Source organism: Stenotrophomonas maltophilia (genome assembly GCF_047497515.2).
Classification (GTDB): domain Bacteria; phylum Pseudomonadota; class Gammaproteobacteria; order Xanthomonadales; family Xanthomonadaceae; genus Stenotrophomonas.
The window spans coordinates 1-20,759 of the sequence record NZ_JAXAXL020000029.1; the positions used below are offsets into that span (position 1 = coordinate 1).

At 67.5% G+C, this 20,759-nt stretch carries 19 protein-coding genes; 8 read left to right on the top strand and 11 right to left on the bottom strand.

Annotated elements, in window-relative coordinates; all coding sequences use genetic code 11:
* The 6 genes from ACMZPQ_RS22270 to ACMZPQ_RS22295 form a co-directional block, all read right to left on the bottom strand.
* On the bottom strand, positions 1 to 2,046 hold a 2,046-nt coding region (locus tag ACMZPQ_RS22270; RefSeq protein ID WP_495495860.1), incomplete at its 3' end, for a T6SS effector BTH_I2691 family protein.
* Positions 2,043 to 2,891 carry a DUF4123 domain-containing protein gene (locus tag ACMZPQ_RS22275; RefSeq protein WP_197580956.1) on the bottom strand — a complete coding sequence of 283 codons (849 nt, stop codon included), beginning with the start codon at positions 2,889 to 2,891 and terminating at the stop codon, positions 2,043 to 2,045. The genes ACMZPQ_RS22275 and ACMZPQ_RS22270, both read right to left, overlap by 4 nt.
* A 273-nt stretch (positions 2,892 to 3,164) precedes the next feature.
* Positions 3,165 to 4,349 (bottom strand): ABC transporter permease, encoded by a 1,185-nt coding sequence (locus ACMZPQ_RS22280; RefSeq protein ID WP_197580955.1) that lies wholly within the window; start codon positions 4,347 to 4,349, stop codon positions 3,165 to 3,167.
* On the bottom strand, positions 4,346 to 5,092 hold the full coding sequence (locus ACMZPQ_RS22285; RefSeq protein WP_197580954.1) for an ABC transporter ATP-binding protein: 747 nt from the start codon (positions 5,090 to 5,092) through the stop codon (positions 4,346 to 4,348). The genes ACMZPQ_RS22280 and ACMZPQ_RS22285 overlap by 4 nt, the downstream gene beginning before the upstream one ends.
* Complete coding sequence (locus ACMZPQ_RS22290) at positions 5,089 to 6,615, bottom strand: alpha/beta hydrolase (protein WP_197580953.1); 1,527 nt, start codon at positions 6,613 to 6,615, stop codon at positions 5,089 to 5,091. The genes ACMZPQ_RS22285 and ACMZPQ_RS22290 overlap by 4 nt, the downstream gene beginning before the upstream one ends.
* Positions 6,616 to 6,683: 68 nt before the next feature.
* Positions 6,684 to 7,886: a GGDEF domain-containing protein gene (locus ACMZPQ_RS22295; RefSeq protein ID WP_197580952.1), complete on the bottom strand. Its 1,203-nt coding sequence runs from the start codon at positions 7,884 to 7,886 to the stop codon at positions 6,684 to 6,686.
* A 153-nt stretch (positions 7,887 to 8,039) separates the two neighbouring features.
* Between ACMZPQ_RS22295 and ACMZPQ_RS22300 the strand changes: the two genes are divergently transcribed.
* On the top strand, positions 8,040 to 8,525 hold the full coding sequence (locus ACMZPQ_RS22300; RefSeq protein WP_197580951.1) for a DUF1203 domain-containing protein: 486 nt from the start codon (positions 8,040 to 8,042) through the stop codon (positions 8,523 to 8,525).
* A gap of 233 nt (positions 8,526 to 8,758) precedes the next feature.
* Positions 8,759 to 9,925, top strand: a complete 1,167-nt coding sequence (locus ACMZPQ_RS22305) for a lytic polysaccharide monooxygenase (protein WP_197580950.1) — start codon at positions 8,759 to 8,761, stop codon at positions 9,923 to 9,925.
* Between the two features lie 89 nt (positions 9,926 to 10,014).
* On the opposite strand, the gene ACMZPQ_RS22310 is transcribed toward ACMZPQ_RS22305, so the two are convergent.
* Complete coding sequence (locus tag ACMZPQ_RS22310; protein WP_197580949.1) at positions 10,015 to 10,764, bottom strand: ferredoxin--NADP reductase; 750 nt, start codon at positions 10,762 to 10,764, stop codon at positions 10,015 to 10,017.
* Positions 10,765 to 10,849: 85 nt separating this feature from the next.
* On the opposite strand from ACMZPQ_RS22310, the gene ACMZPQ_RS22315 reads away from it, so the two are divergent.
* The 4 genes from ACMZPQ_RS22315 to ACMZPQ_RS22330 all read left to right on the top strand — a co-directional run bounded on the left by ACMZPQ_RS22315 (position 10,850) and on the right by ACMZPQ_RS22330 (position 14,845).
* On the top strand, positions 10,850 to 11,818 hold the full coding sequence (locus ACMZPQ_RS22315; RefSeq protein WP_197580948.1) for an ABC transporter ATP-binding protein: 969 nt from the start codon (positions 10,850 to 10,852) through the stop codon (positions 11,816 to 11,818).
* Entirely contained in the window at positions 11,815 to 12,606 is a 792-nt protein-coding gene (locus ACMZPQ_RS22320) for an ABC transporter permease (protein ID WP_197580947.1), read from the top strand. The genes ACMZPQ_RS22315 and ACMZPQ_RS22320 overlap by 4 nt, the downstream gene beginning before the upstream one ends.
* Positions 12,607 to 13,010: 404 nt before the next feature.
* Positions 13,011 to 13,949 (top strand): 2-dehydropantoate 2-reductase, encoded by a 939-nt coding sequence (gene panE, locus ACMZPQ_RS22325; RefSeq protein ID WP_197580946.1) that lies wholly within the window; start codon positions 13,011 to 13,013, stop codon positions 13,947 to 13,949.
* Positions 13,946 to 14,845 carry an NAD-dependent epimerase/dehydratase family protein gene (locus tag ACMZPQ_RS22330; protein WP_197580945.1) on the top strand — a complete coding sequence of 300 codons (900 nt, stop codon included), beginning with the start codon at positions 13,946 to 13,948 and terminating at the stop codon, positions 14,843 to 14,845. The genes panE and ACMZPQ_RS22330 overlap by 4 nt, the downstream gene beginning before the upstream one ends.
* 66 nt (positions 14,846 to 14,911) lie before the next feature.
* On the opposite strand, the gene ACMZPQ_RS22335 is transcribed toward ACMZPQ_RS22330, so the two are convergent.
* Positions 14,912 to 15,709: a TatD family hydrolase gene (locus ACMZPQ_RS22335; protein ID WP_197580944.1), complete on the bottom strand. Its 798-nt coding sequence runs from the start codon at positions 15,707 to 15,709 to the stop codon at positions 14,912 to 14,914.
* A 67-nt stretch (positions 15,710 to 15,776) separates the two neighbouring features.
* Here ACMZPQ_RS22335 and hrpB point away from each other — a divergent pair, with 67 nt between their 5' ends.
* Complete coding sequence (hrpB, locus tag ACMZPQ_RS22340; RefSeq protein WP_197580943.1) at positions 15,777 to 18,281, top strand: ATP-dependent helicase HrpB; 2,505 nt, start codon at positions 15,777 to 15,779, stop codon at positions 18,279 to 18,281.
* A gap of 161 nt (positions 18,282 to 18,442) precedes the next feature.
* Positions 18,443 to 18,817 carry a hypothetical protein gene (locus ACMZPQ_RS22345; protein WP_197580942.1) on the top strand — a complete coding sequence of 125 codons (375 nt, stop codon included), beginning with the start codon at positions 18,443 to 18,445 and terminating at the stop codon, positions 18,815 to 18,817.
* Between the two features lie 105 nt (positions 18,818 to 18,922).
* Here the strand turns inward: ACMZPQ_RS22345 and ACMZPQ_RS22350 are convergent, their stop codons facing one another.
* The 3 genes from ACMZPQ_RS22350 to ACMZPQ_RS22360 all read right to left on the bottom strand — a co-directional run bounded on the left by ACMZPQ_RS22350 (position 18,923) and on the right by ACMZPQ_RS22360 (position 20,753).
* On the bottom strand, positions 18,923 to 19,462 hold the full coding sequence (locus ACMZPQ_RS22350; RefSeq protein WP_197580973.1) for a pseudouridine synthase: 540 nt from the start codon (positions 19,460 to 19,462) through the stop codon (positions 18,923 to 18,925).
* 68 nt (positions 19,463 to 19,530) lie between these two features.
* Complete coding sequence (locus ACMZPQ_RS22355) at positions 19,531 to 19,791, bottom strand: hypothetical protein (protein WP_197580941.1); 261 nt, start codon at positions 19,789 to 19,791, stop codon at positions 19,531 to 19,533.
* Between the two features lie 104 nt (positions 19,792 to 19,895).
* A complete protein-coding gene (locus tag ACMZPQ_RS22360; RefSeq protein ID WP_197580940.1) occupies positions 19,896 to 20,753 on the bottom strand; it encodes a class I SAM-dependent methyltransferase in 858 nt (285 codons plus the stop codon).
* Between the last annotated feature and the right edge of the window lie 6 nt (positions 20,754 to 20,759).

The window sequence follows — 20,759 nt, forward strand, 5'->3', positions numbered from 1 at the left end:
CAGCGTTCGCGCCAGTTCGGCATGACGCGACGTGCCGGTGATCACTGCCTTGGCATTCAGCGCCTTGAAAAGACGCAACTGGTCGCTGTCCACCAAGGCAACCAGTCCGATCCTGAAACGCTTCCCGTCCATGTCCGCGTCGGCCGCGGCAACAGCGTGCGCGGCCACGGCACGCGCCTGGCTGGCCGCATTCAACCCGGCGCGCTCGCTGACCACCATCGCCAAGGCATTACGTGCGCGCTTGGGCGTCGTGTGCCCACTCAGATCCACCAGTTCGCTGCCGGGTGATGCCGACTGGGCGAGTGCAGTCAGCATCCCCACCTGCATGCGGGTGGGCAACAGCATGGCGCCGCCTTCGAATACCTGCCCCATTCCTCGGCCAATCATCTGTGTCAGGGGGCCGGAAAGTTGCTCCACCAGCTTGGCCGTACCCTGGAACATCGCACCCAGCTTTCCGGCGGATTCTGCATCCAGCATCGCCTTGAGCGCATTTGACAGGCCGTTGGCCGCTGTCAGCCAGTCCCGCGTACCCGGTGCAACACTCGCCTTCTCCATGGTGTCTTTCCAGATCTTCAGCAACGCATCCTGATTCCACATCTGCGCTCGCAGGAAGATGGCTCCCGGGTCCTTCACGTCATCCTGCTGCAGACGCTCCAGCAGATAGCCCATGATCAGGCCGCGCGAGGTTGAGTCACGCAGCAGGTTGGTCACCACTTCCTGGTAGAGCACGCCGCTTGTGCTGTCCTTGCTGTCGTAGTTGCTTTGCATGTGCTGCTTGAAGGCCGGCGCCTGCCACCAGGCAATGCATGCTCGATCCAGATCGGCCACGGTGTCTTCATAGAACCGCGCCTGCGCAGGTGCGTAGACCTGCTCGAGCCAGTGCGTGTGTGCATCACCCTGGCGCAGATGGCGGCTGTACTTGCGCCAGGACTTGTCGGCCTTTACCAGCACTTCCTCCTCATCCTCGACCGCAAATATGTCGTGATTCCACGCCTGCAAGGGCCTGGCCAACTGTTCCGCGTTGGTTTTTCCGCTCAGGATGCTGACCACACCACGACCGAACAGGGCGGCCTCTCTACGGCGGTACGCGACATCCTCGAATGCGCCATGCCGCACGGCGCCCTCAATCAACGAGATGGACGAGGCAGACTGAACGCTCTCCCATCGCTCGGGCTCGGCCTCCCATTCAAGAATGCGTTCGGTGGCGAGCTGGTTGAGATCGGAAATGATGCCGATCGGATCGTCCAGTGCCACCAGCGCAGGCGGCGATGCCTGCGGATGACCGGCAGCTATGTTGGCCTGTGCGATCAACAGGTCGACTTGCGCAGTGGAGTAGTTTGCCCATTGATCCAGGCTGTACTCGAATGCATGCACACCGGGAACCGCATGGATCGCCGGAATGCCCTGCACGCCCCGGTCATCGCGTGAGACTGTCAATGTCGTGGATGGCTTGGCGAGGTGCAGCTCGGCCACCTGGCTCAGGGCATGGCCAAGACCGGCCACGTGCGCTTGCACAGAAGCTCCTTTGCGCCACGCAGCAAGATCAACGCACCGCATATGCTGCTGGCGATAGGCCTCGTCCTTATGCTTTTGCCACACTCTTCGCGTCCACGGTGCGCTGCTGTAGGCCAGCCACAACAGGGTTGCCTGGCCGGCGTCGGGCACGATGATGCACTTGGACAGCAACGTCTCGCCGTGGCGCGAACACCTCGCCGGCTGCGTGTCGTTCTGGGGTGGCGGGGTCAGATCACGGATGTCGAATGCACTCAGGTCTCCGTATTCGTTCAACTGCCACGCTTTCCACTCGTCGCGCGCCTGATGGTAGCTGTAGACATAGCCGCCCCGTAGCAGGCGAAGCGTGTAGTGCGCTGCATCCGCTGGCAAAGGCTGTGCGTTGCTGATGTCGTCGAACGGTGCCTGCAGCGTGGGCGCAGCTTCGCGCACCTCATCGTCTGCCCGCGCCACCGCGTAGCGCGAAAGCAGCAGCGGCAAGCCCGATGTGATGCAGTTCGGGCAGTAGTCGGGGTGGGTCTCGGGCCCAGTCATGCCGCCTCCGTCCGCAGACCGTGCTGTCGTTCCAGCTGACAGGCCATGCGATAGGACATTCCCTGCTGGTGGACACGCTTGAGCCGCAGGCTGAGTGCCGCTTGCTGGGCCGCCCCATCGCCATCACGCAGACGCTGGTGCGCGTACACCTGCAGATCGTCCAGATCCTGCAGCCCCACGCTCTTCGCCTCGCGTATCGCCTGCCGCAAGGCGGGCAGCAGCGAGCTGGCGTGGCCGGCGCCCGCGTCTGCGAGGTCTCTCAGGCAACCGTTGATGCAGGCGATCTGGGCCAGGTCGTCCCATTGATCAGGGTGGATCAACGGACCAGGCGAACCCTCGGTGGCCGGGCGCTGCTGAGTGCGCCACGTATTTCCCAGTGGCTCATGCCAGGTCCAGGCCGAAATCGGCCCCATCAACTGTGCCATCTGGGAGGGTGCCAGCATCCACCGGAGATGACGGAATACCCGTGCGTCGTGTACGCGGAACAGCACCCTGCCGGTACGCGGGCGCAGGGGCGCCATGCGGCTCATCAGGTGGTTTCGAACCCGGTCGGGTGCGTCACTCACAAGCAGGGTGCAGAACAGTGGCCGACCGCGATCGCGCAGGTGGGCATCGGCGCGTTCAAGCAGTTCAAGCCGCGCTTGCCATGAGAGCGCGTGCAGTGGCACCAGAAGCGGCGGAAGGTGCAGCCGCCTGCCCAGCTGCGGTGGGTTCAGCGGTTCGACCGGAAGATCGGCGAACTGCGCGGTAGCGACCCACACCTGATCGACGATGCCATGCGTCTGCGTGAGGAAGGTGCGGTGCCCCATGTCGACGGGGGCGGCGTGGGGTGAGTCCAGGTCCATTGGATCACGGTGAAGAAGTGTGATGCCACGGTACGGCCCGATGCCCCGAGCATTAAGAGGGAGAAACGACAGCCCGCGTCACCCCATCACTTTTGCAATATTTCTTACCGATGCGCGCACCCGCATCGGTCGCCACAGAACCGTTGACCATGGTTGGCGCGATACTTGTCCCCATCACCCTGGCCCCCCATGAACCGAGCCCGGAACAACGAGGCCCGGAATGACCGGGCCTCGTTTCAGATCCGCCAGGCATGGCCCGGCACTACCCTGCGGTCAGCCGGAGATCGCCAGGCGTTCGTTGTGGTAGCGGCGCACGGCGGCGAACCACAGCACGGCGGCCAGGCCCAGGCTGGCGCCGAGGTAGATCGCCCACACCGAGGGGGTGATGGTCTCGTGGCGGATCACCTTCAGCAGCATCTGGTTCTGCGACAGGAACGGCACCGCGTACTGCCACGGCTGGCTCTTCACCGGGTAGGCGATCAGCGCATAGCCCGGCAGCATCGGCAGCAGCATCAACCAGGTCATATGGCTCTGTGCTTCCTTCATGCTCTTGGCCGCAGCGGCCAGGAAGGTCAGCAATGAGGTGCCGATCAGCAGCATCGGCAGCATCACCAGCAGCATCTGCACCATCGCCATGATGTTCATGTTGAGCTGGCGGCCGATGTTGCCTGGGGCGATCTGCGCACTCACCTTGAACGCGGCCAGGGTCAGCAGCAGCGAGGCGAAGCCGACCATGCAGGCGGCAGCGATCTTGCCGCTGACGATGGCGCTGCGTGACCCCGGCGTGGCCAGCAGCGGCTCCAGCGATTGCCGCTCGCGCTCGCCGGCGGTGGTATCCATCACCAGATAGGCGCCGCCCAGGAACGAGGTCAGGGTCAGCAGGATCGGCAGCAACGCCGACAGCATCAGGCCGCGCTTGGCTTCGGCACTGGCCATGTCCTGGCTGGCCACGTCCAGCGGCCGTGCGACCTGGGCATCGATGCCGCGCGCCATCAAGCGCAGCGCACCGACCTGGCCGTTGTAGGTGGCCAGCGCCGCCTGCAGGCGAGCGCTGGGCACCTCGGCGGCACGCCGCGTGCTGTCACGGATTACCTCGACCAGCGCCGGCTTGCCGTCAGCCCAGTCCTTGCCGAAGTCCGGGCTGATGCGCAACGCCACGTCGATCTCCTGCGAGCGGATGGCCTCGGCCAGGTCCTTCGGCGCGGCAGTGGCATTCAGGCCCTGGGCGGCCAGGAAGCGGACCAGGTTGGGCGCGTGCTCGGCGCCGATGGTGGGAATCTGCAACGGTTGCTCGATCTGGGTGCGCACACGGCTTTCGGACAGCTTGCCCATGCCCAGGATCAGCAGCGGGTACAGCAACGGGCCGAACAGCAGAGTCAGCGCAAGCGTGCGGCGGTCGCGCGACAGGTCGCGCAGTTCCTTGCGCATCACCGTCATCAGGGTCGACATCATGCTCATGCGTGCAGGCCCTCTTCGCTGCCGATCAGTTTCACGAATGCATCTTCCAGGTTGACCTCGCCGGATTGCGCGCGCAGTTCGTCAGCGCTGCCGGAGGCCATCACCGTGCCCTTGGCGATGATCACGATGTGGTCACACAGCGCGCCCACCTCCTGCATGATGTGGCTGGACAGGATCACGCAGCGCCCCTCTTCGCGCAGGCCCAGCAGGAACCGGCGCAACGCGCGCGTGGTCATTACGTCCAGGCCATTGGTGGGTTCATCAAGGATGACGTTGCGCGGGTCGTGCACCAGCGCGCGGGCGATGGCGGTCTTGGTGCGCTGTCCCTGCGAGAAGCCATCGGTCTGGCGATCGAGGATGTCGCCCATGTCCAGCGCGTGCGACAACACCTCGATGCGTTCGCGGATGCGCTGCGCGGACAGGCCGTGCAGCTCGCCGAAGTAGGCGATGTTCTCGCGGGCGGTCAGCCGCTTGTAGACACCGCGCGCGTCCGGCAGCACGCCAAGGTGGCGGCGTACCTCCACCGGATTGCGCGCGGCATCGATGCCGTCGACGCTGATGCTGCCTTGGTCGGGCGTCATCAGCGTGTACAGCATGCGCATGGTGGTGGTCTTGCCGGCGCCGTTGGGGCCGAGCAGGCCGGTGATCTGGCCATCGGCGGCACGGAAGCCGACGTTGGACACCGCCTGGATGCGACCGGTGCGGGTGTCGAAGGCCTTGTGCAGATTATCAGCGACGATCATGGGGTCCATCCGTTGAACGAGGTGAACGCCGGCACGTAGCTCAGCGTATCCAGGCAGCGGGCATCGAGCGCCTTGGCATCGGTGGTATCGATGAACTGGCCGAGCAGGCGCGGCATGCAGCCCGCAGTGAGCGTGCCGTGGCCCTGCCCGCGGGCGACCAGCGCGCGGCCGTTGGGCAGACCCTTGAGTACCTGTTCGGCATAGCGCGGTGGGGTGACCGGATCCAGTTCGCCGGAGAGCAGCAGCACCGGCAGATCCGACTTCAACGGCGCGGTCAGCGTGGCGGCGGCCGGCTGATGCGGCCACACCGGGCACGCCGCGAAGAAGGCGCGCGCGGCTTCAGCACCGAACAGTGCGTCATCACTCTCTGCCGGCGCTTGGTAGCGCGGCGCATCCTCGCTGCAGATCACCGACCACTGCATGCCGCGGTTGATCTGGAAATCCATGCTGCGGGTGGCGCCGCGCACCAGCGAAGCCAGCGGCGCGTACCGGCCCTGTGCGGCCTCGTCCAGCACCAGCGGCAGCAGCGAGGAATATTCCGGCACATAGGAGAAAGCAAAGGCCAGACCAACCACGCTGTCCGGGGTCAGCACGTCCTGCCGCGGCGCGTTGGTGCCCGGGTCGCGGTAGTCCACGGTGACCGGCGTGCGGCGCAGCGTATCGGCCACGCTGCGCAGTTGCTCGCGGGTATCGACCGGGAAGCGCTTGCTGCAGGCGGCATCCTTGCGGCACTGCGCCGACTGCAGGGTGATCGCGTTGTCGAAGGTCTTGGCGAACTCGCCGCCGACCACCAGGTCGTTGGGGACCACGCCGTCGATGACCAGGCTGCGGGTGTGCTGCGGGTAGGCGATCGCATAGCGCTGGGCGACACGCGTGCCGTAGGAGCCCCCCACCAGATTCAGCTTTTCCACGCCCAGCGCCTGGCGCACCGCGTCCAGGTCGGCGATGGCCTCGGCGGTGGTGTAGAAGCGCGCGTCGGCACGGCCCTGCAGGGAAGCCGCACAGCGCTGCGCAAAGTCGCGCATCACGGCCTCGGTCGGTGCCGCATCCTCGTCCAGCTGCATCGGCTTGCCGTCCGCGCCCAGGCAGCTGAGCGGGTTGGAGCCGCCGGTGCCGCGCTGGTCGATCAGGAACACGTCGCGCTGCTTGCGCACCTGGCGCAAGGCGGTATCGACGATGACCGCCACTTCACTGGCGGCCTGGCCCGGGCCGCCGGCCAGGAAGAACACCGGGTCCGCTTGGCCACTGCCGCCGTCGCCCGACTCCAGCCAGGCGATGCGCAGGCCGATCCTGCGGCCGTCAGGGTGGGCGCGGTCCTCGGGCACCTGCAAGGTAGCGCATTGCGCTTCCACGTTCGCGCTGGCGCCGACGGTGGACAAGCTGCAGGGCTGGAAATCGATCGTGCCGAAGCGGCGGCTGGGCGCATCGGTGGCGCCCTTGCCAGCGGCCGACGGCGGCTGGCTGCAGCCGGAAAGCATCAGGCTGGCCAGCATCCCGGCCAGCACAAGGTGGTGTCGTTGCATCGTGCGTGTTTCCCCTGGAGGACGTTCCTGTCGACCACGACGGGCTGCCGCGGAAGATGTGACTCAACTTACACGGGCACGGCGCCGGCGGCGATGGTTAATGGCGAAATCGGCGCCGGCACCGCGCAGGCCAGCCGATCCCGGCCCTCGGCCTTGGCCCGGTACAGCGCCGCATCGGCCGCCGCCAGCAGCGTGGACAGGTCGCCCTGGCCCTCGTCCATGGCCAGGCCGACACTGGCGGTGACCGCCACCTCGCCGCTGGCCAGCGCCGCCGGGTGCTGCTGCAACCGGGTCCGCAGCTGCGATGCCAGCCCCATTGCCTCTGCCTGCCCGCTGCCGGCCAGCACCAGCACGAATTCTTCGCCACCGTAGCGGCCCAGCAAGGCCGACCATCCCTGCGCACAGCGCTGCAGTACCGAGGCGAAGTGGCGCAGCACCTGGTCGCCCGCCAGGTGACCCCAGCGGTCATTGATCTGCTTGAAGTGATCGACATCCACCAGCAGCAACGCCAGGGGCTGCCCCTGCCGTCGGGCCAGCTGCAACTGCGCCTGGCCGTCGGCCAGCACCGCGCTGCGGTTGAGCAGGCCGGTCAGGCCATCGGTGCGTGCGGTATGCCGCAGATCGACCAGCATGCGCTCGACCAGCAGCAGCACCATCGCGAAGCAGCGCGCCAGTTCCAGCATCACCCCGGCGATGTAGGTGGCGAACATCGGCGACCCGGTACGCATGATGTCCTCGCCGGCATCGGGCGCCACTGGCAGGAACAGGCGCACGGCATACAGCATGGCCTCGGCGAGGAACACGGTTGCCGCCAGCCGGCAACTGGTGCGCTGCTGCACCGGGGCATGGCGCAGCAGCAGCGTGGCGATCCATCCATCGACGATCATTGCGAACACGCTGAACACCTGCAGGCGCAGGCCCAGGTCGGGCCAGAGCACGAGGAAGGCGAAGATGCAGGCCATGAATGCAGCGGCAATCAGCAGCGGTCGCCACACCGGCAGCGGTTGCTCCAGATGCAGGGCCACGCCGCGCAGCATCATCAGGCCACAGCCGGCCATCGCGGCGTTGCCGGCCAGCACCGCAGGAACCAGCGGCAGGTAGGGCCGCAGTGCCAACAGGGTCACCCCCAGGGTCAGCAGCCACAGGCTGACGGTCCACTGCCGCAGCACCGGCTGTCCGCGCAGCACCACCAGCAGCAGCGAGAACCCCACCGCGATGCCGATGCAGAGCAGGAACCCAAGCACGGCAATGGTGGGGAAATCCAGGGACATGCGGCGTTCGTCGGCTGCGGCGGCGCGCGCATCTTAGCGCTTTGCCGCGATGACGCCGATGTCCTCGCCACCTGCTGTCGGATGCCGGGTCGGAAAACGGCGAGCATGGCAGGGCCTGCCTGCGCAGAATCGGCGAAAACTCAGGAGACGCCGATGCACGCCTGGTACCTCAGTGGCCTCGACCACCGCCCGTTCCAGCACCTGTTCGAGAAAAGCGATGCCGCCCTCGCCGCGTTGGGCATCCAGCGTCGCTGGGCCGGCGCGAACGGTGGCCATCCCTGTCGGATCAGCCTGAGCGATCCGGCCAGCGGCAGCGAGCTGCTCCTGCTGTCCCATGTGAACCTGCCGCGGCACTCGCCCTATCAGGCATCCGGCCCGATCTTCGTGCAGCGCGGCGTCAGCCGTTGCGTGCTGCCCGCCGGTGAGGTGCCGCCCTATGTGCAGCGCCGCATGATCTCGTTGCGCGCCTATGACGCCTCGGCGCTGATGTGCAGCGCGCAGCTCTGCGCCGGCACCGAGGTCGCCGCGCAGCTGGACGCCCTCTTCGCCGATCCGGCGGTGGCCTTCGTCCAACTGCACAACGCGGCACAGGGTTGCTTCTCGTGCCAGGCGGAACGGGTGGGCGTGGATGCCAGGTAGCGTCATCTCCATGACGTGATCGATGCCACGCCGATCCCGTGATCGCCAGCGCATCCATTCAGCCCCGCGTGAAGCCTGCGGGAAGGGCTTCACATGCACAGTCACGGATCGGCATTTCCAGGGTTCGGCCGCCCGCAGTGCGACTCGATACTCGTCGTGGTGCCGCCGATAGTCCGCCGCGCAGCGCAGCTCCTGCGGTCACCGCTCCCTTTCGACGACCACAAGGATGCGCCATGTCATTCCGATCCACACCGTTGCTGCTGGCCACCGCGTTCGCCGCCGCAGGCCTGTGCCTGGCTGGCACGGCGTCCGCCCACGGCACCATGACCACCCCGGTCAGCCGCGTCTACGCCTGCTTCCAGGGCAACCCGGAGAACCCGACCAACCCGGCCTGTGCGGCCGCCAAGGCGATCGGTGGCTCGCAGGCGTTCTACGACTGGAATGGCATCAACCAGGCCAACGCCAACGGCAACCACCAGGCCGTGGTGCCCGACGGCAAGCTGTGCAGCGGCAACAACCCGACCTTCCGCGGCCTGGACGTGGACCGCAGCGACTGGCAGACCACGCCGATCCAACCCGATGCCAATGGCAAGTTCACCTTCGTGTTCAAGGCCACCGCGCCGCATGCCACGCGTGACTGGCGCTTCTTCGTCACCCGCGAAGGCTGGCAGCCGGGCAGCCCGTTGCGCTGGGCCGACCTGCAGGAGTTCTGCACGCTGGGCAACACACCGCTGTCGGCCGATGGCACCTACAAGCTGCAATGCACCCTGCCGCAGCGCAGCGGCCAGCACGTGATCTACAACACCTGGCAGCGCTCGGATTCGACCGAGGCGTTCTATACCTGCATGGACGTGCGCTTCCAGGGTGGCGGCACCACGCCGGCCCCGCAATGGCAGGATGCCGGCCCGGTCACCGCACGTGGCGACCTGCCGATCGGCACCACCTTGGCGCTGCGCGTGTTCAATGCCAACGGCAACGATGTCGAGCGCGTGGACGCCACCCTGGCCAGCGGCCAGACCGGTGCCGCGCAGTGGCCGCTGGTGCTGGCGCGCAAGGTCAATGACAGCGCCCAGCACGCGCGCGTGGGCGTGCTCGACAATGGCGTGATCACGCCGGCTGCATCGGCCACCGCCAACCGCGTGTACCTGAAGAGCGGCAATCGCTTCCAGCTCGACACGAAGGTGCCGGACCCGGGCACGCCGTCGCCGGGCGGTGACTTCGACCATGTGTACCCGGCCGGCATCGGCAGTTACTTGCCCGGCCAGACCGTGGTGAAGGGCACCGACGGCAAGCTGTATGCCTGCCGCCCGTTCCCGGAAGGCGCCTGGTGCAACGTCAATGCCGAGGCGTACCGCCCAGGCACCGGTTCTGCCTGGCGGGATGCCTGGATCGCGTACTGAGTCACGACACCGGGGGCGGCGTGATGCCGCCTCCGGTGGGCATTTCAGGACGCCATGAGGTTGCCGGCCAGCGGCCGGCGCTACCTGACTTACTTGCTGCTGACGTACTTCTCGCGGCGGATCTGCGGGTTACCCAGGCCGGCAGCCTTGAGCAGCTCGGCACAGGCATCGACCATGTCCGGGTTGCCGCACAGGTAGGCGATGTCGGTGGCCGGGTCTGGCGTGAAACCGGACAGCACCTGCTGCACATAGCCGTGCTGCACATCCGGATGCGGATCGGCCGGCAGTTCGCGCGACAGGCACGGAACATAACGGAAGTTCTCGTGCTTTTCGGCGAAGCTGTAGAAATCTTCGCTGTACAGCAGTTCGCCGGGGCTGCGCGCGCCCTGCAGCAGCACGATCTGCACGCCGCGCTCGGCCATGGCCGTTTCCAGCAGTGGCAGCATCGAGCGGTAGGGCGTGACGCCGGTGCCGGTGGCAATCAGCAGGTAGCGGGCATTGTGGTCGCCGGGATTCAGGCAGAAGCGGCCGTAAGGGCCGGACGCGCTGACCTGGCCACCGTGCTCCAGCGCCTCGAACAGGGCCGTGGCGGCGCCGCCGGGCACGAAGCTGACCGCGATATCCACCGCCTCGCCCGGGCCCAGCGCGTGGTCGTGAAGGGTCGCCAGCGAGTAGCTGCGCTTGGTTTCGGTGCCGTCAGCGTAGCTGAAATGGACCTGGATGAACTGGCCGGGCTGGAAATCCAGCGGCTGTCCGTCATCACGCACGAACTGGTAGTGGCCGACGGTCGGGGCCAGCATGCGGCGGCCGACCAGCTTGAGGGGGAATTGAACAGGCACGACTTTTCGGGACAGTGTGTAGCCGGGGCAAGCCCTCGGGGTCTTCTATAATAGCCCCTCCCCGCCCCCTCTCCAGCGCCAGCCCATGGGCGCGAAGGCTTCGAGCTTGGCATCCCAGAATGAAACGGCGCCCGCCCTGCGCGTGCGCGACCTGCGCAAGACCTACGACAACGGCACCCAGGCCCTGAAGGGGGTTTCCCTGGAAGTGGCCCCGGGCGACTTCTTCGCCCTGCTCGGCCCCAACGGCGCCGGCAAGTCGACCCTGATCGGCATCATCAGTTCCCTGGTCAACCTCAGCGAGGGCCAGGTGGAGGTGTTCGGCAGCGACCTGGTGCGCAACCGCAGCGCCACCATGCGCCTGATCGGCCTGGTGCCGCAGGAGATCAACTTCAACCTGTTCGAGAAGCCCTTCGACATTTTGGTGAACTACGCCGGCTTCTATGGCGTGCCCCGCGAGGAAGCGGAGAAGCGTGCCGAAGAGGAGCTCAAGCGTGCCCACCTGTGGGAGAAGGCGCAGGTGATGAGCCGCACCTTGTCCGGTGGCATGAAGCGCCGGCTGATGATCGCGCGCGCGATGATGACCCGCCCGCGCCTGCTGATCCTGGACGAGCCGACCGCCGGCGTGGACATCGAGATCCGCCGCGACATGTGGCGCGTGCTGAAGGAGATCAACGCGGCCGGCACCACGATCATCCTCACCACGCATTACCTGGAAGAAGCCGAGTACCTGTGCCGCCACCTGGCGATCATCAACCATGGCCAGATCGTCGAGCAGGGGCCGATGCGCGCCCTGCTGGCCAAGCTGGACGTGGAAGGCTTCCTGCTGGACATCGACGGTGAGCTGCCGGCGCAGCTGCCGATGATCGAGGGCGCGACCCTGACCGCACCGGACCCGCACACCCTGGATATCGACATGCCGCGCGCGATGGACCTCAACCGCGTGTTCGCCACGCTGAACGAGTCCGGCATCCGCGTGCGTTCGATGCGCACCAAGAGCAACCGCCTGGAGGAGCTGTTCGTGCGCCTCACCGGCAACCTGGAGACCTCCGCATGAGCACCACCGAGCTGACCGACGGCCAGCGCAACCGCGTCGCACTGATGACCATCGTGCGCCGCGAAGTCGCCCGCATCATGCGCATCTGGGGCCAGACGCTGGTACCGCCGGCGATCACCATGACCCTGTACTTCCTCATCTTCGGCGGCCTGATCGGCTCGCGCGTGGGTGACATGGGCGGCTACAGCTACATGCAGTTCATCGTGCCGGGCCTGGTGATGATGAGCGTAATCCAGAACAGCTACGGCAACATCAGTTCATCGTTCTTCGGCGCCAAGTTCGGCCGCCACGTGGAGGAGCTGCTGGTCAGCCCGATGCCGAACTGGGTGATCCTGTGGGGTTACGTGGCCGGTGCGGTGCTGCGCGGCCTGATGGTCGGCGTGATCGTGCTGATCATCGCGATGTTCTTCACCCCGGTGCGCATCCCGCATCCGCTGGTGACGCTGACCACGGTGATCCTGGGCGCAACGATCTTCTCGCTGGCCGGCTTCATCAACGCGGTATACGCGAAGAAGTTCGATGACGTGGCGATCGTGCCGACCTTCATCCTGACCCCGCTGACCTACCTGGGCGGCGTGTTCTATTCGGTGAAGCTGCTGCCGACGTGGGCGGAGGCGGCCACGCATGCGAACCCGATCTTCTACATGGTCAATGCGTTCCGCTATGGCCTGCTGGGCAGCAGCGATGTGCCGGTGGTGGTGGCCTATGCGCTGATGATCGGGTTCGTGGTGGTGCTGACGGCGCTTGCGCTGTGGCTGCTGCGCCGTGGCGTGGGCATGCGTAGTTGAGTTTGGCGTGCAGGGCCTGCGGCCCTGCACCCGCTGAATCAACTTCAACGGCAAAAGCAACAGCATGCATCCAGCGGGATGGCAGGGTGGGTCCGGTTACGGGGGACGCCGTAAACCCATCCATGGGGGCTTGGCCGCGGCATCCATGCCGCGGACACCCCCGCAACCGGACCCACCCCGCCTTCGACAGTTCTCTGCGATCTGTCTGGATGGCATGTCTCCGCAACCTGTCTGGATGGCATGACCCGCTTTTGGTGGGTGTCGACCTTGGTCGACACGATGGACCCACGCCATGCGTGGATGAGGCGTAAACCTGTAGAGCCGGGCAAATGCCCGGCTCTTTTTTTGCCTGCAATCTCCGGCACAATCGCAGGCCTGATTCCCCCAGAAACGGTGAACGTGCAATGCGCATCCTGATTCTCGGCGCCGGTGGTACCGGCGGTTACTTCGGCGGTCGGCTGGCCCAGGCTGGCGTGGACGTCACCTTCCTGGTTCGCCCTGCACGCGCGGCCCAGCTGGACCGCGACGGCCTGGTCATCCGCAGCCCGATCGGCGATGCCCGCTTCCCGGTGCAGCACGTCACCGCCGACGCCCTGCCCGCGCTGGCTGCGGAGAAGCCGTTCGATCTGGTCATCCTCAGCTGCAAGGCCTACGACCTGGACAGTTCGATCGACGCCATCGCCCCGGCCGTGGGGCCGAGCACCACCGTGCTGCCGATCCTCAATGGGCTGCATCACTACAACGCACTCGACGCGCGCTTCGGCCGCGAGGCGGTACTCGGCGGCCTGTGCTTCATCAGTGCCACCAAGGCGGCCGACGGCGCGGTGCTGCACCTCGGCAAGCCCGCCAAGCTCACCTTCGGCGAACGTGATGGAGGAGGAATCTCCTCGCGCGTGCAGGCCTTCGCCGCCGCCTGTGCGCAGGCCAGCCTCGAGCATCTGGCCAGCGAGCACATCGGCCAGGAGCAGTGGATCAAGTACACCTTCCTGACTGCACTGGCCGCGGCCACCTGCCTGCTGCGCGCGGATATCGGCACCATCGTCGCCACCGATGATGGGCAGGCCATCGTGCGTGGGCTGTACGACGAATGCCTGGCCGTGGCCGAAGCGGCCGGTGAGCCGGTTCCCGATGCTGCGCAGGAGACCGCGCGCGCCACCTTGACCCAGTCCGGTTCGGCGCTGAAGGCATCGATGCTGCGCGACCTGGAAGCCGGCCAGCAGGTGGAGGCCGAACAGATCGTCGGCGACATGCTGGCGCGCGCACGCAAGGCCGACCAGGAGGCCCTGCTGCTGCAGGTCGCCTACAGCAGCCTGCAGGCCTACCAGGCGCTGCGCGGCGCGTGAGCCTCGCTTCGCCCGCGGGTGCCTTGCCCACCAGGGTGCTGATCCTCGGGCTGGGCTGGAGCGGACGCGTGCTGGCCGCGCAGCTGCAGGCGCGGGACGTGCATGTGGCCGGCACGGTGCGCGATCCGGCGTCGGCGCCACACGACGGCGTGCGGCGCCTTCAACTGCGCACCGACGCGACATTGTCACCGGCTCTGCTCGACGAAGTAGCGCAGGCCGACGCCGTGCTGTGCAGCGTGCCACCCGACGCCGAGGGCGATCCTGCACTGCGCCTGTTGCTGCCGGCACTGCAGGCCAGCCCCGCGCTGCGCTGGGTCGGCTATCTGTCGTCGACCTCGGTGTACGCCGACCGGGCCGGCGGCTGGATCGACGAAACCAGCGTTGCGGATGCCACGGGGATCGCGGGCGTGCAGCGCCGGCTCGCCGAAGCACAGTGGCGCTCACTGGCCGAACAACGCGGCATCGCCTCGGCGGTGTTGCGCCTGCCCGGCCTGTATGGGCCTGGACGCAATGCCCTGCTGCAGCTGGCACAGGGGCTTGCACGCCACGTAGTGCGGCCTGGCCTGGTGTTCAACCGGCTGCACGTGCAGGACCTGGCAGCGGTGATCATCGCTGCGATGCAACGGCCCACACCCCATGCCGTGTACCTGCCGTCCGATGACGAGCCGGCACCGCCGCAGGACGTGCTGGCCTTCGCCGCGCGGCTGGGCGGGTTTGCGATGCCGCCCGCCGTGGCGTGGGACGATCCAGCACTGAGCCCGACGCTGCGGCGCTTCTACGAAAGCAGCAAGCGCATCGACAGCCGTGGCACGCGTGAAGCGCTGGGCTGGGAGCCGCAGTTTCCGACGTATCGGGAAGGGCTGCGCGCCTTGGCAGATACGGATCTTCGCGCTTGAACCGGTGGTGCCGGCCGCTGGCCGGCAGCACCGTCTGATTGCCGGCCGGCGGCCGGCACTACCGGTTCAACCGGCGTCGGGCAGGCGGAAGAACGCACGTGTCGCCGCGGTCGCATTGGCTGCAGTCTGCGCCACGTCCTCGCCTCGGTCGCGTGCCAGTTCCTCCACGATGTGCGAGAGGAACATCGGTTCGTTGCGGCGGTCCTTTGGCAGCGGCTTCAGCGTGCGCGGCAGCAGGTACGGCGCATCGGTTTCGATCATCAGCCGGTTGGCCGGGATGTTCTTCACCAGCTCGCGCAGGTGCGCGCCCCGGCGCTCATCGCACAACCAGCCGGTGATGCCGATGTACCAGTCCTGGTCCAGGTAATCGAACAGTTCATCGCGTTCGCCGGTGAAGCAATGCACCACCGCCGGACCGATGCGCCCTTCGAAGTTCTTCATCTGCGCCATGAAATCCGCGTGCGCGTCGCGCTGGTGCAGGAACAGCGGCTTTCCATTGTCTGCGGCGAGCTGCAGCTGGCGTTCGAACGCGCGGTGCTGGGCCGGGCGCGGCGAGAAATCACGGAAGTAGTCCAGCCCGCACTCGCCCACCGCCACTACTTCCGGGTGGGCATGCAGCGCGCGCATCTCGGCATCGCATTCTTCGGTGTATTCCACCGCATGATGCGGGTGCACGCCGGCGGTGGCGTACAGGAAGCCCGGATGCTGCTGCGCCAGCTGCAGGGCCAGCGGCGAGTGCTCGCGGCTGGCGCCGGTGATCACCATCTGCACCACGCCGGCCTGCCGCGCGCGGTCCAGCACGGCATCGCGGTCGCGGTCGAAGGAGTCGTGGGTGAGATTGGCGCCGATATCGATCAGGTGCATGGTCATCGCGGGGGAAAAGTGCCCGCGCATTGTACCTGCGCCCGCCGTGGCCCCTTATCCTTTGCACATGAACGCCCCGCTCTTCCCGATCTCCCCACTGCTGCCACAGATCCAGCAGCACCTGGCCGCACAGCCGCGGCTGGTGCTGGAAGCCCCGCCGGGCGCCGGCAAGACCACCCAGGTGCCGCTGGCGCTGCTGGATGCGCCGTGGCTGCAGGGCCGCAAGATCATCCTGCTGGAACCGCGCCGGGTGGCCGCCCGCAGCGCGGCGCTGTTCATGGCGCGGCAGCTGGGCGAAGAGGTCGGTGGCACGGTCGGCTACCGCATCCGCTTCGAGAACAAGGTCTCGGCGCGCACGCGCATTGAAGTCGTCACCGAAGGCATCCTGACCCGCATGCTGCAGGACGACCCGATGCTGGAAGAGGTCGGTGCGATCCTGTTCGATGAATTCCACGAACGCCACCTCAGTGGTGACCTTGGCCTGGCGCTGGCGCTGGACGTGCAGGCGCAGCTGCGCGACGACCTGCGCCTGGTGGTGATGTCGGCGACGCTGGATGGCGAACGGCTGGCCCGCTTCCTCGATGCACCGCGCTTGAGCAGCGAGGGCCGCAGTTACCCGGTGGCGATCAGCCATTTCCCGGCGCGCCGCGACGAGGCATTGGAACTGCAGGTGCGCCGGGCGGTGCAGCAGGCCTTGGCCGAGCACCCCGGTGACCTGCTGGTGTTCCTGCCCGGCCAGCGCGAGATCGCGCGCGTGCAGGCCGGGCTGCAGGAATCGCTGGATGCCGGCGTCGAGGTGCTGGCCCTGCACGGTGAACTGCCGGTGGAACAGCAGGCGCGCGTACTGCAAGCGGCAAGTGATGGTCGTCGCCGCGTGGTGCTGGCCACCAACGTGGCCGAATCCTCGGTGACCCTGCCTGGCGTGCGCGTGGTGATCGACAGTGGCCAGGCGCGCGAACCGCGCTACGACCCCAACAGCGGCTTCACCCGTCTGGATGTGGTGGCCATCGCGCAGGCCTCGGCCGACCAGCGCGCCGGCCGTGCCGGGCGCGTGGCCGAGGGCGTGGCCTGGCGGCTGTGGCCGCAGTCGCAGCGACTGGAACCGCAGCGCCGTGCCGAGATCGACCAGGTGGAACTGGCCGGGCTGGCGCTGGAACTGGCGGCCTGGGGCAGCAGCGACCTGCGCTTCCTGGACACGCCGCCGGCCGGCCCGATGGGCGCGGCGCGCGAACTGCTGCAACGCCTGGGCGCGTTGTCGGACACCGGCGCGATCACCGCGCTCGGTCGCCGCGTGCTGGCGCTGGGCACGCACCCGCGCATGGCGGCGATGCTGCTGGCCGCGCCGGACGCCCGTGCACAGGCGCTGGCGGCCGATCTGGCCGCGCTGCTGGAGGCACGCGATCCGCTGCGCCAGGGCGGTGATGCGTTGGCGGCACGCTGGCGGGCGCTGGCGGCGTTCCGCAATGGCCGTGCGCCGGGCGATGCCAACCGTAGCGGGTTGGCCGCCATCGACGCGGCCGCCAAGCAGTGGCGTCGACGCCTGCGCTGCGAGGCCACCCCGCCCACCAGCATCGAGGCGCACGAACTGGGCGACCTGCTCGCGCATGCCTTCCCCGACCGCATCGGCGTCCAGCATCCCAGCGATCCGCTGCGCTACCTGCTGGCCAATGGCCGCAGCGCGCGCCTGCACGAATTGAGCGACCTGCGCGGCGAACCCTGGCTGGTCGCCAGCGAACTGCGCTTTGAAGCGCGCGATGCGCTGCTGCTGCGCGCCACCCCGGTGGATGAAGGCCAGCTGCGAAAAGCGTGGCCGGAGCGCTTCGTGACCGAAGACGTGGTGCGCTGGGACAGCGAGCGTCGCGCCCTGGTAGCGCTGCGCGAGACCCGTTTCGACCGCATCGTGCTGGACAGCCGCTCGGCCGGCCGTGTCGATCCGCAGCACGCCGCGCAGGCGCTGACCGACGCTGTCGCCGAACTCGGCCTGCAGGCGTTGCCGTGGACCGAGGGCCTGCGCCAATGGCAGGCACGGGTGGAATCGCTGCGGCGCTGGATGCCGGAACTGGAACTGCCCGATTGCAGCGACGCCGCCCTGCTGGCCAACCGCGCGCAGTGGCTGCAACCCGCGTTCGCCGGGAAAAGCCGTCTGGACGCACTGGACGAGGCCAGTTTCGGTGAGGCACTGAAGTCGCCCTTGGAGTGGTCACAACGGCAGCTGATCGAGCGCCATGCGCCGACCCGCATCACCGTGCCTTCCGGGCTGGAGCGGCCGATCACTTATGCATTGGACAGCGAGAACGGCGAACCGCTGCCGCCGGTGCTGGCGGTGAAGCTGCAGGAACTGTTCGGCCTGGCCGACACCCCACGCATCGCCGACGGCCGCGTGCCGTTGACCCTGCACCTGCTCTCACCTGGCGGCCGCCCGCTGCAGGTCACCCAGGACCTGCGCAATTTCTGGGAAAACACCTACGCCGAAGTGAAGAAGGAAATGAAGGGCCGTTACCCGCGCCATCCGTGGCCGGATGATCCGTGGACGGCCACTGCGACGCATCGGGCCAAGCCGCGCGGAACCTGAAGGCGGGGGTCAGGGCCCTTTCCCAAGGGAATGGGATCCGACCCCACCCTGCCCGATCCTGAATGGCTGCAGTAGAGTCACGCCACGTGTCCCGCCGAAAGACATACCGTTTACGGGCAACACGCGACACTGGACTTCGACCCGAGGCAAAGGACCCCCGCATGAGCAAGCTGACTGTAATCACCGATCGCGCTCTGGAGCGCGCCCTGGAGCTGGCCCACACTGCCGGCGACGGCCTGAAGAGCGCCGGTGGCAGCCTGCGCAGTGCAGACTGGATCAAGACCGGCGCCGCCATCGGCGCGGTGAAGACCGGTGGCAAGGCTGCGACCAAGTTCGTGCGCCGCAATCCGGCAGTGGCCGTGGCCGCTGCGGCGGTCGGTGTGGGCCTACTGGGCTATGCGCTGTACCGCAAGCAGCAGAAGAAGAAGGCCGCCAATGGCCATGTTGTGAACGGCCAGGCGCAGCGCATCAGCGCGCGTGACCGCCGCAATGACACCGTGGTTGACGAGCACAGCGATATCGGCAGCGACGCCTGAGTCTGCCCGGGTCGGATCCCTTCCGCAGGAAGGGCTCTGACCCCACCGCCACATGAGGGCCGGACGCCACAGTGCTTCCGCCCTTTTCCGTTCCTGCAGGCGCGTTCAGCCGATCTGCCGCCACTGCCCCGGCTGCAAATCGTCCAGCCGGTACGGCCCCATCGCCACCCGCACCAGCCGCAATGTCGGCAGGTTCACCGCCGCCGTCATCCGCCGCACCTGGCGATTGCGCCCCTCGCGGATCGTGATCGCCAGCCACGCATCGGGCACGGTCTTGCGGAAGCGCACGGGTGGATCGCGTGTCCACAGCGCCGGCGCCGGATCGAGGCGTTCGATCGTTGCCGGCAGGGTCGGCCCGTCATTGAGCAGCACGCCGTCGCGCAGCTGCTGCAGCTGTTCGTCGCTGGGCGTTCCCTCCACCAGCACCCAGTAGGTCTTGTCGGCCTTGTGCTTCGGGTCGGTAAGCTTGTGCGCCAGCGTACCGTTGTCGGTCAGCAGCAGCAGGCCTTCGCTGTCGTGGTCCAGGCGACCGGCGGCGTACACGCGCGGCGGCAGGCCGAACCCGGCCAGGGTCGGCCGCGGCGGCACGCTGCGGTCGGTGAACTGGCAGAGCACGTTGAAGGGCTTGTTGAAGGCAATCAGCATCGCGGGTGCGGCAGGCGGCGGGTACGGCATTGTCCCATTCCCGCGCCGCCGCCGCGATCACCGCTGGCTCAGCCGAACACCTTCCATTCCAGCAGGAACGACCCCAGCACCAGCGCGATGCCGCAGGCGGCGATGATGTTGGCACGGCGCCGCAGGCGTGCGGAGGGCGGGCCGGCGCTGCGTGCACGTTCTTCCAGCAGGATGCCGGCGAACAGCACTCCGAAACCAGCGGCCCCGACCAGGTCGCGGGCGTGGCCACCGTAGAACACGAAATCGATCAGCCGCGTCAGCACCAGTACCGCGACAGCGATGTAAAGGATCTTCTTCAACAGTCCATGTCCTTGAATACGATTGAACCCCGGCGCGCGCGGTGAGCCGGGCATGGGCCCGGCTCTATCGTGGGCACTCCGCGCTGGCAATGCGGCGTGCCGCCTTACGGCTTGATGAAGCGCAGGGTCATGCGGTCGCTTTCGCCGATCGCCTGGTACTTCGCATCGTCGGCCTTGTCGTGCTGGTTGGTCGGCGGCAGCGTCCACACGCCGTTCGGGTGGTCCTTGGTATCACGCGGGTTGGCGTTGACCTCGCTGCGTGCCTCCAGCTTGAAGCCGGCCGCCTCGGCCATCGCAATCACCTGCTGCTGGCCGACGTAGCCGGTGTCATCGTCGTCCGCCACATCGGCCTTGGCACGATGCTCGACCACGCCCAGCACGCCACCCGGCTTGAGCACGTTGAAGAAGCCCTCGAACATGCCCTGCGCCTGGCCGGCCTTGCGCCAGTTGTGCACGTTGCGGAAGGTCAGCACCACGTCGGCTGAATTGGCGGGGCCGAACACCGGCTTGGCCGGGTCGTAGGCGACCACGGCGGTCTTGCCGAACTGTGCCGGCGCAGCGGCGTACTTCTTTTCCAGGCTGTCGCGGCTGCGCTGCTGGTAGTCACGGCCGCGGCCTTCGGCAACGGCCATCGGATCGACCACGGCGGCGACGTAGCGGCCCTTGTCATGCAGCAGCGGCGCCAGGATTTCCGAGTACCAGCCGTTGCCGGGGGTGATCTCGATGACGGTCTTGTCAGGTGCGACCTTGAAGAACGACAGCGTCTGCGCGGGATGGCGATAAGTGTCGCGCTTGACGTTGTTGGCATCGCGGGTGGGCGCCTTCACCGCCGCATCGATGGCCGGCGAGACCTGGATCTTCGCCGGTGCCACCGTGGCCGGTGCGGCGAATGCGGGAACAGCGGCGAGCAGGGCCGAGGCAAGCAGCAGGCGGCAACCACGCAGGGACGAAGCAGGCATCATCGGGGC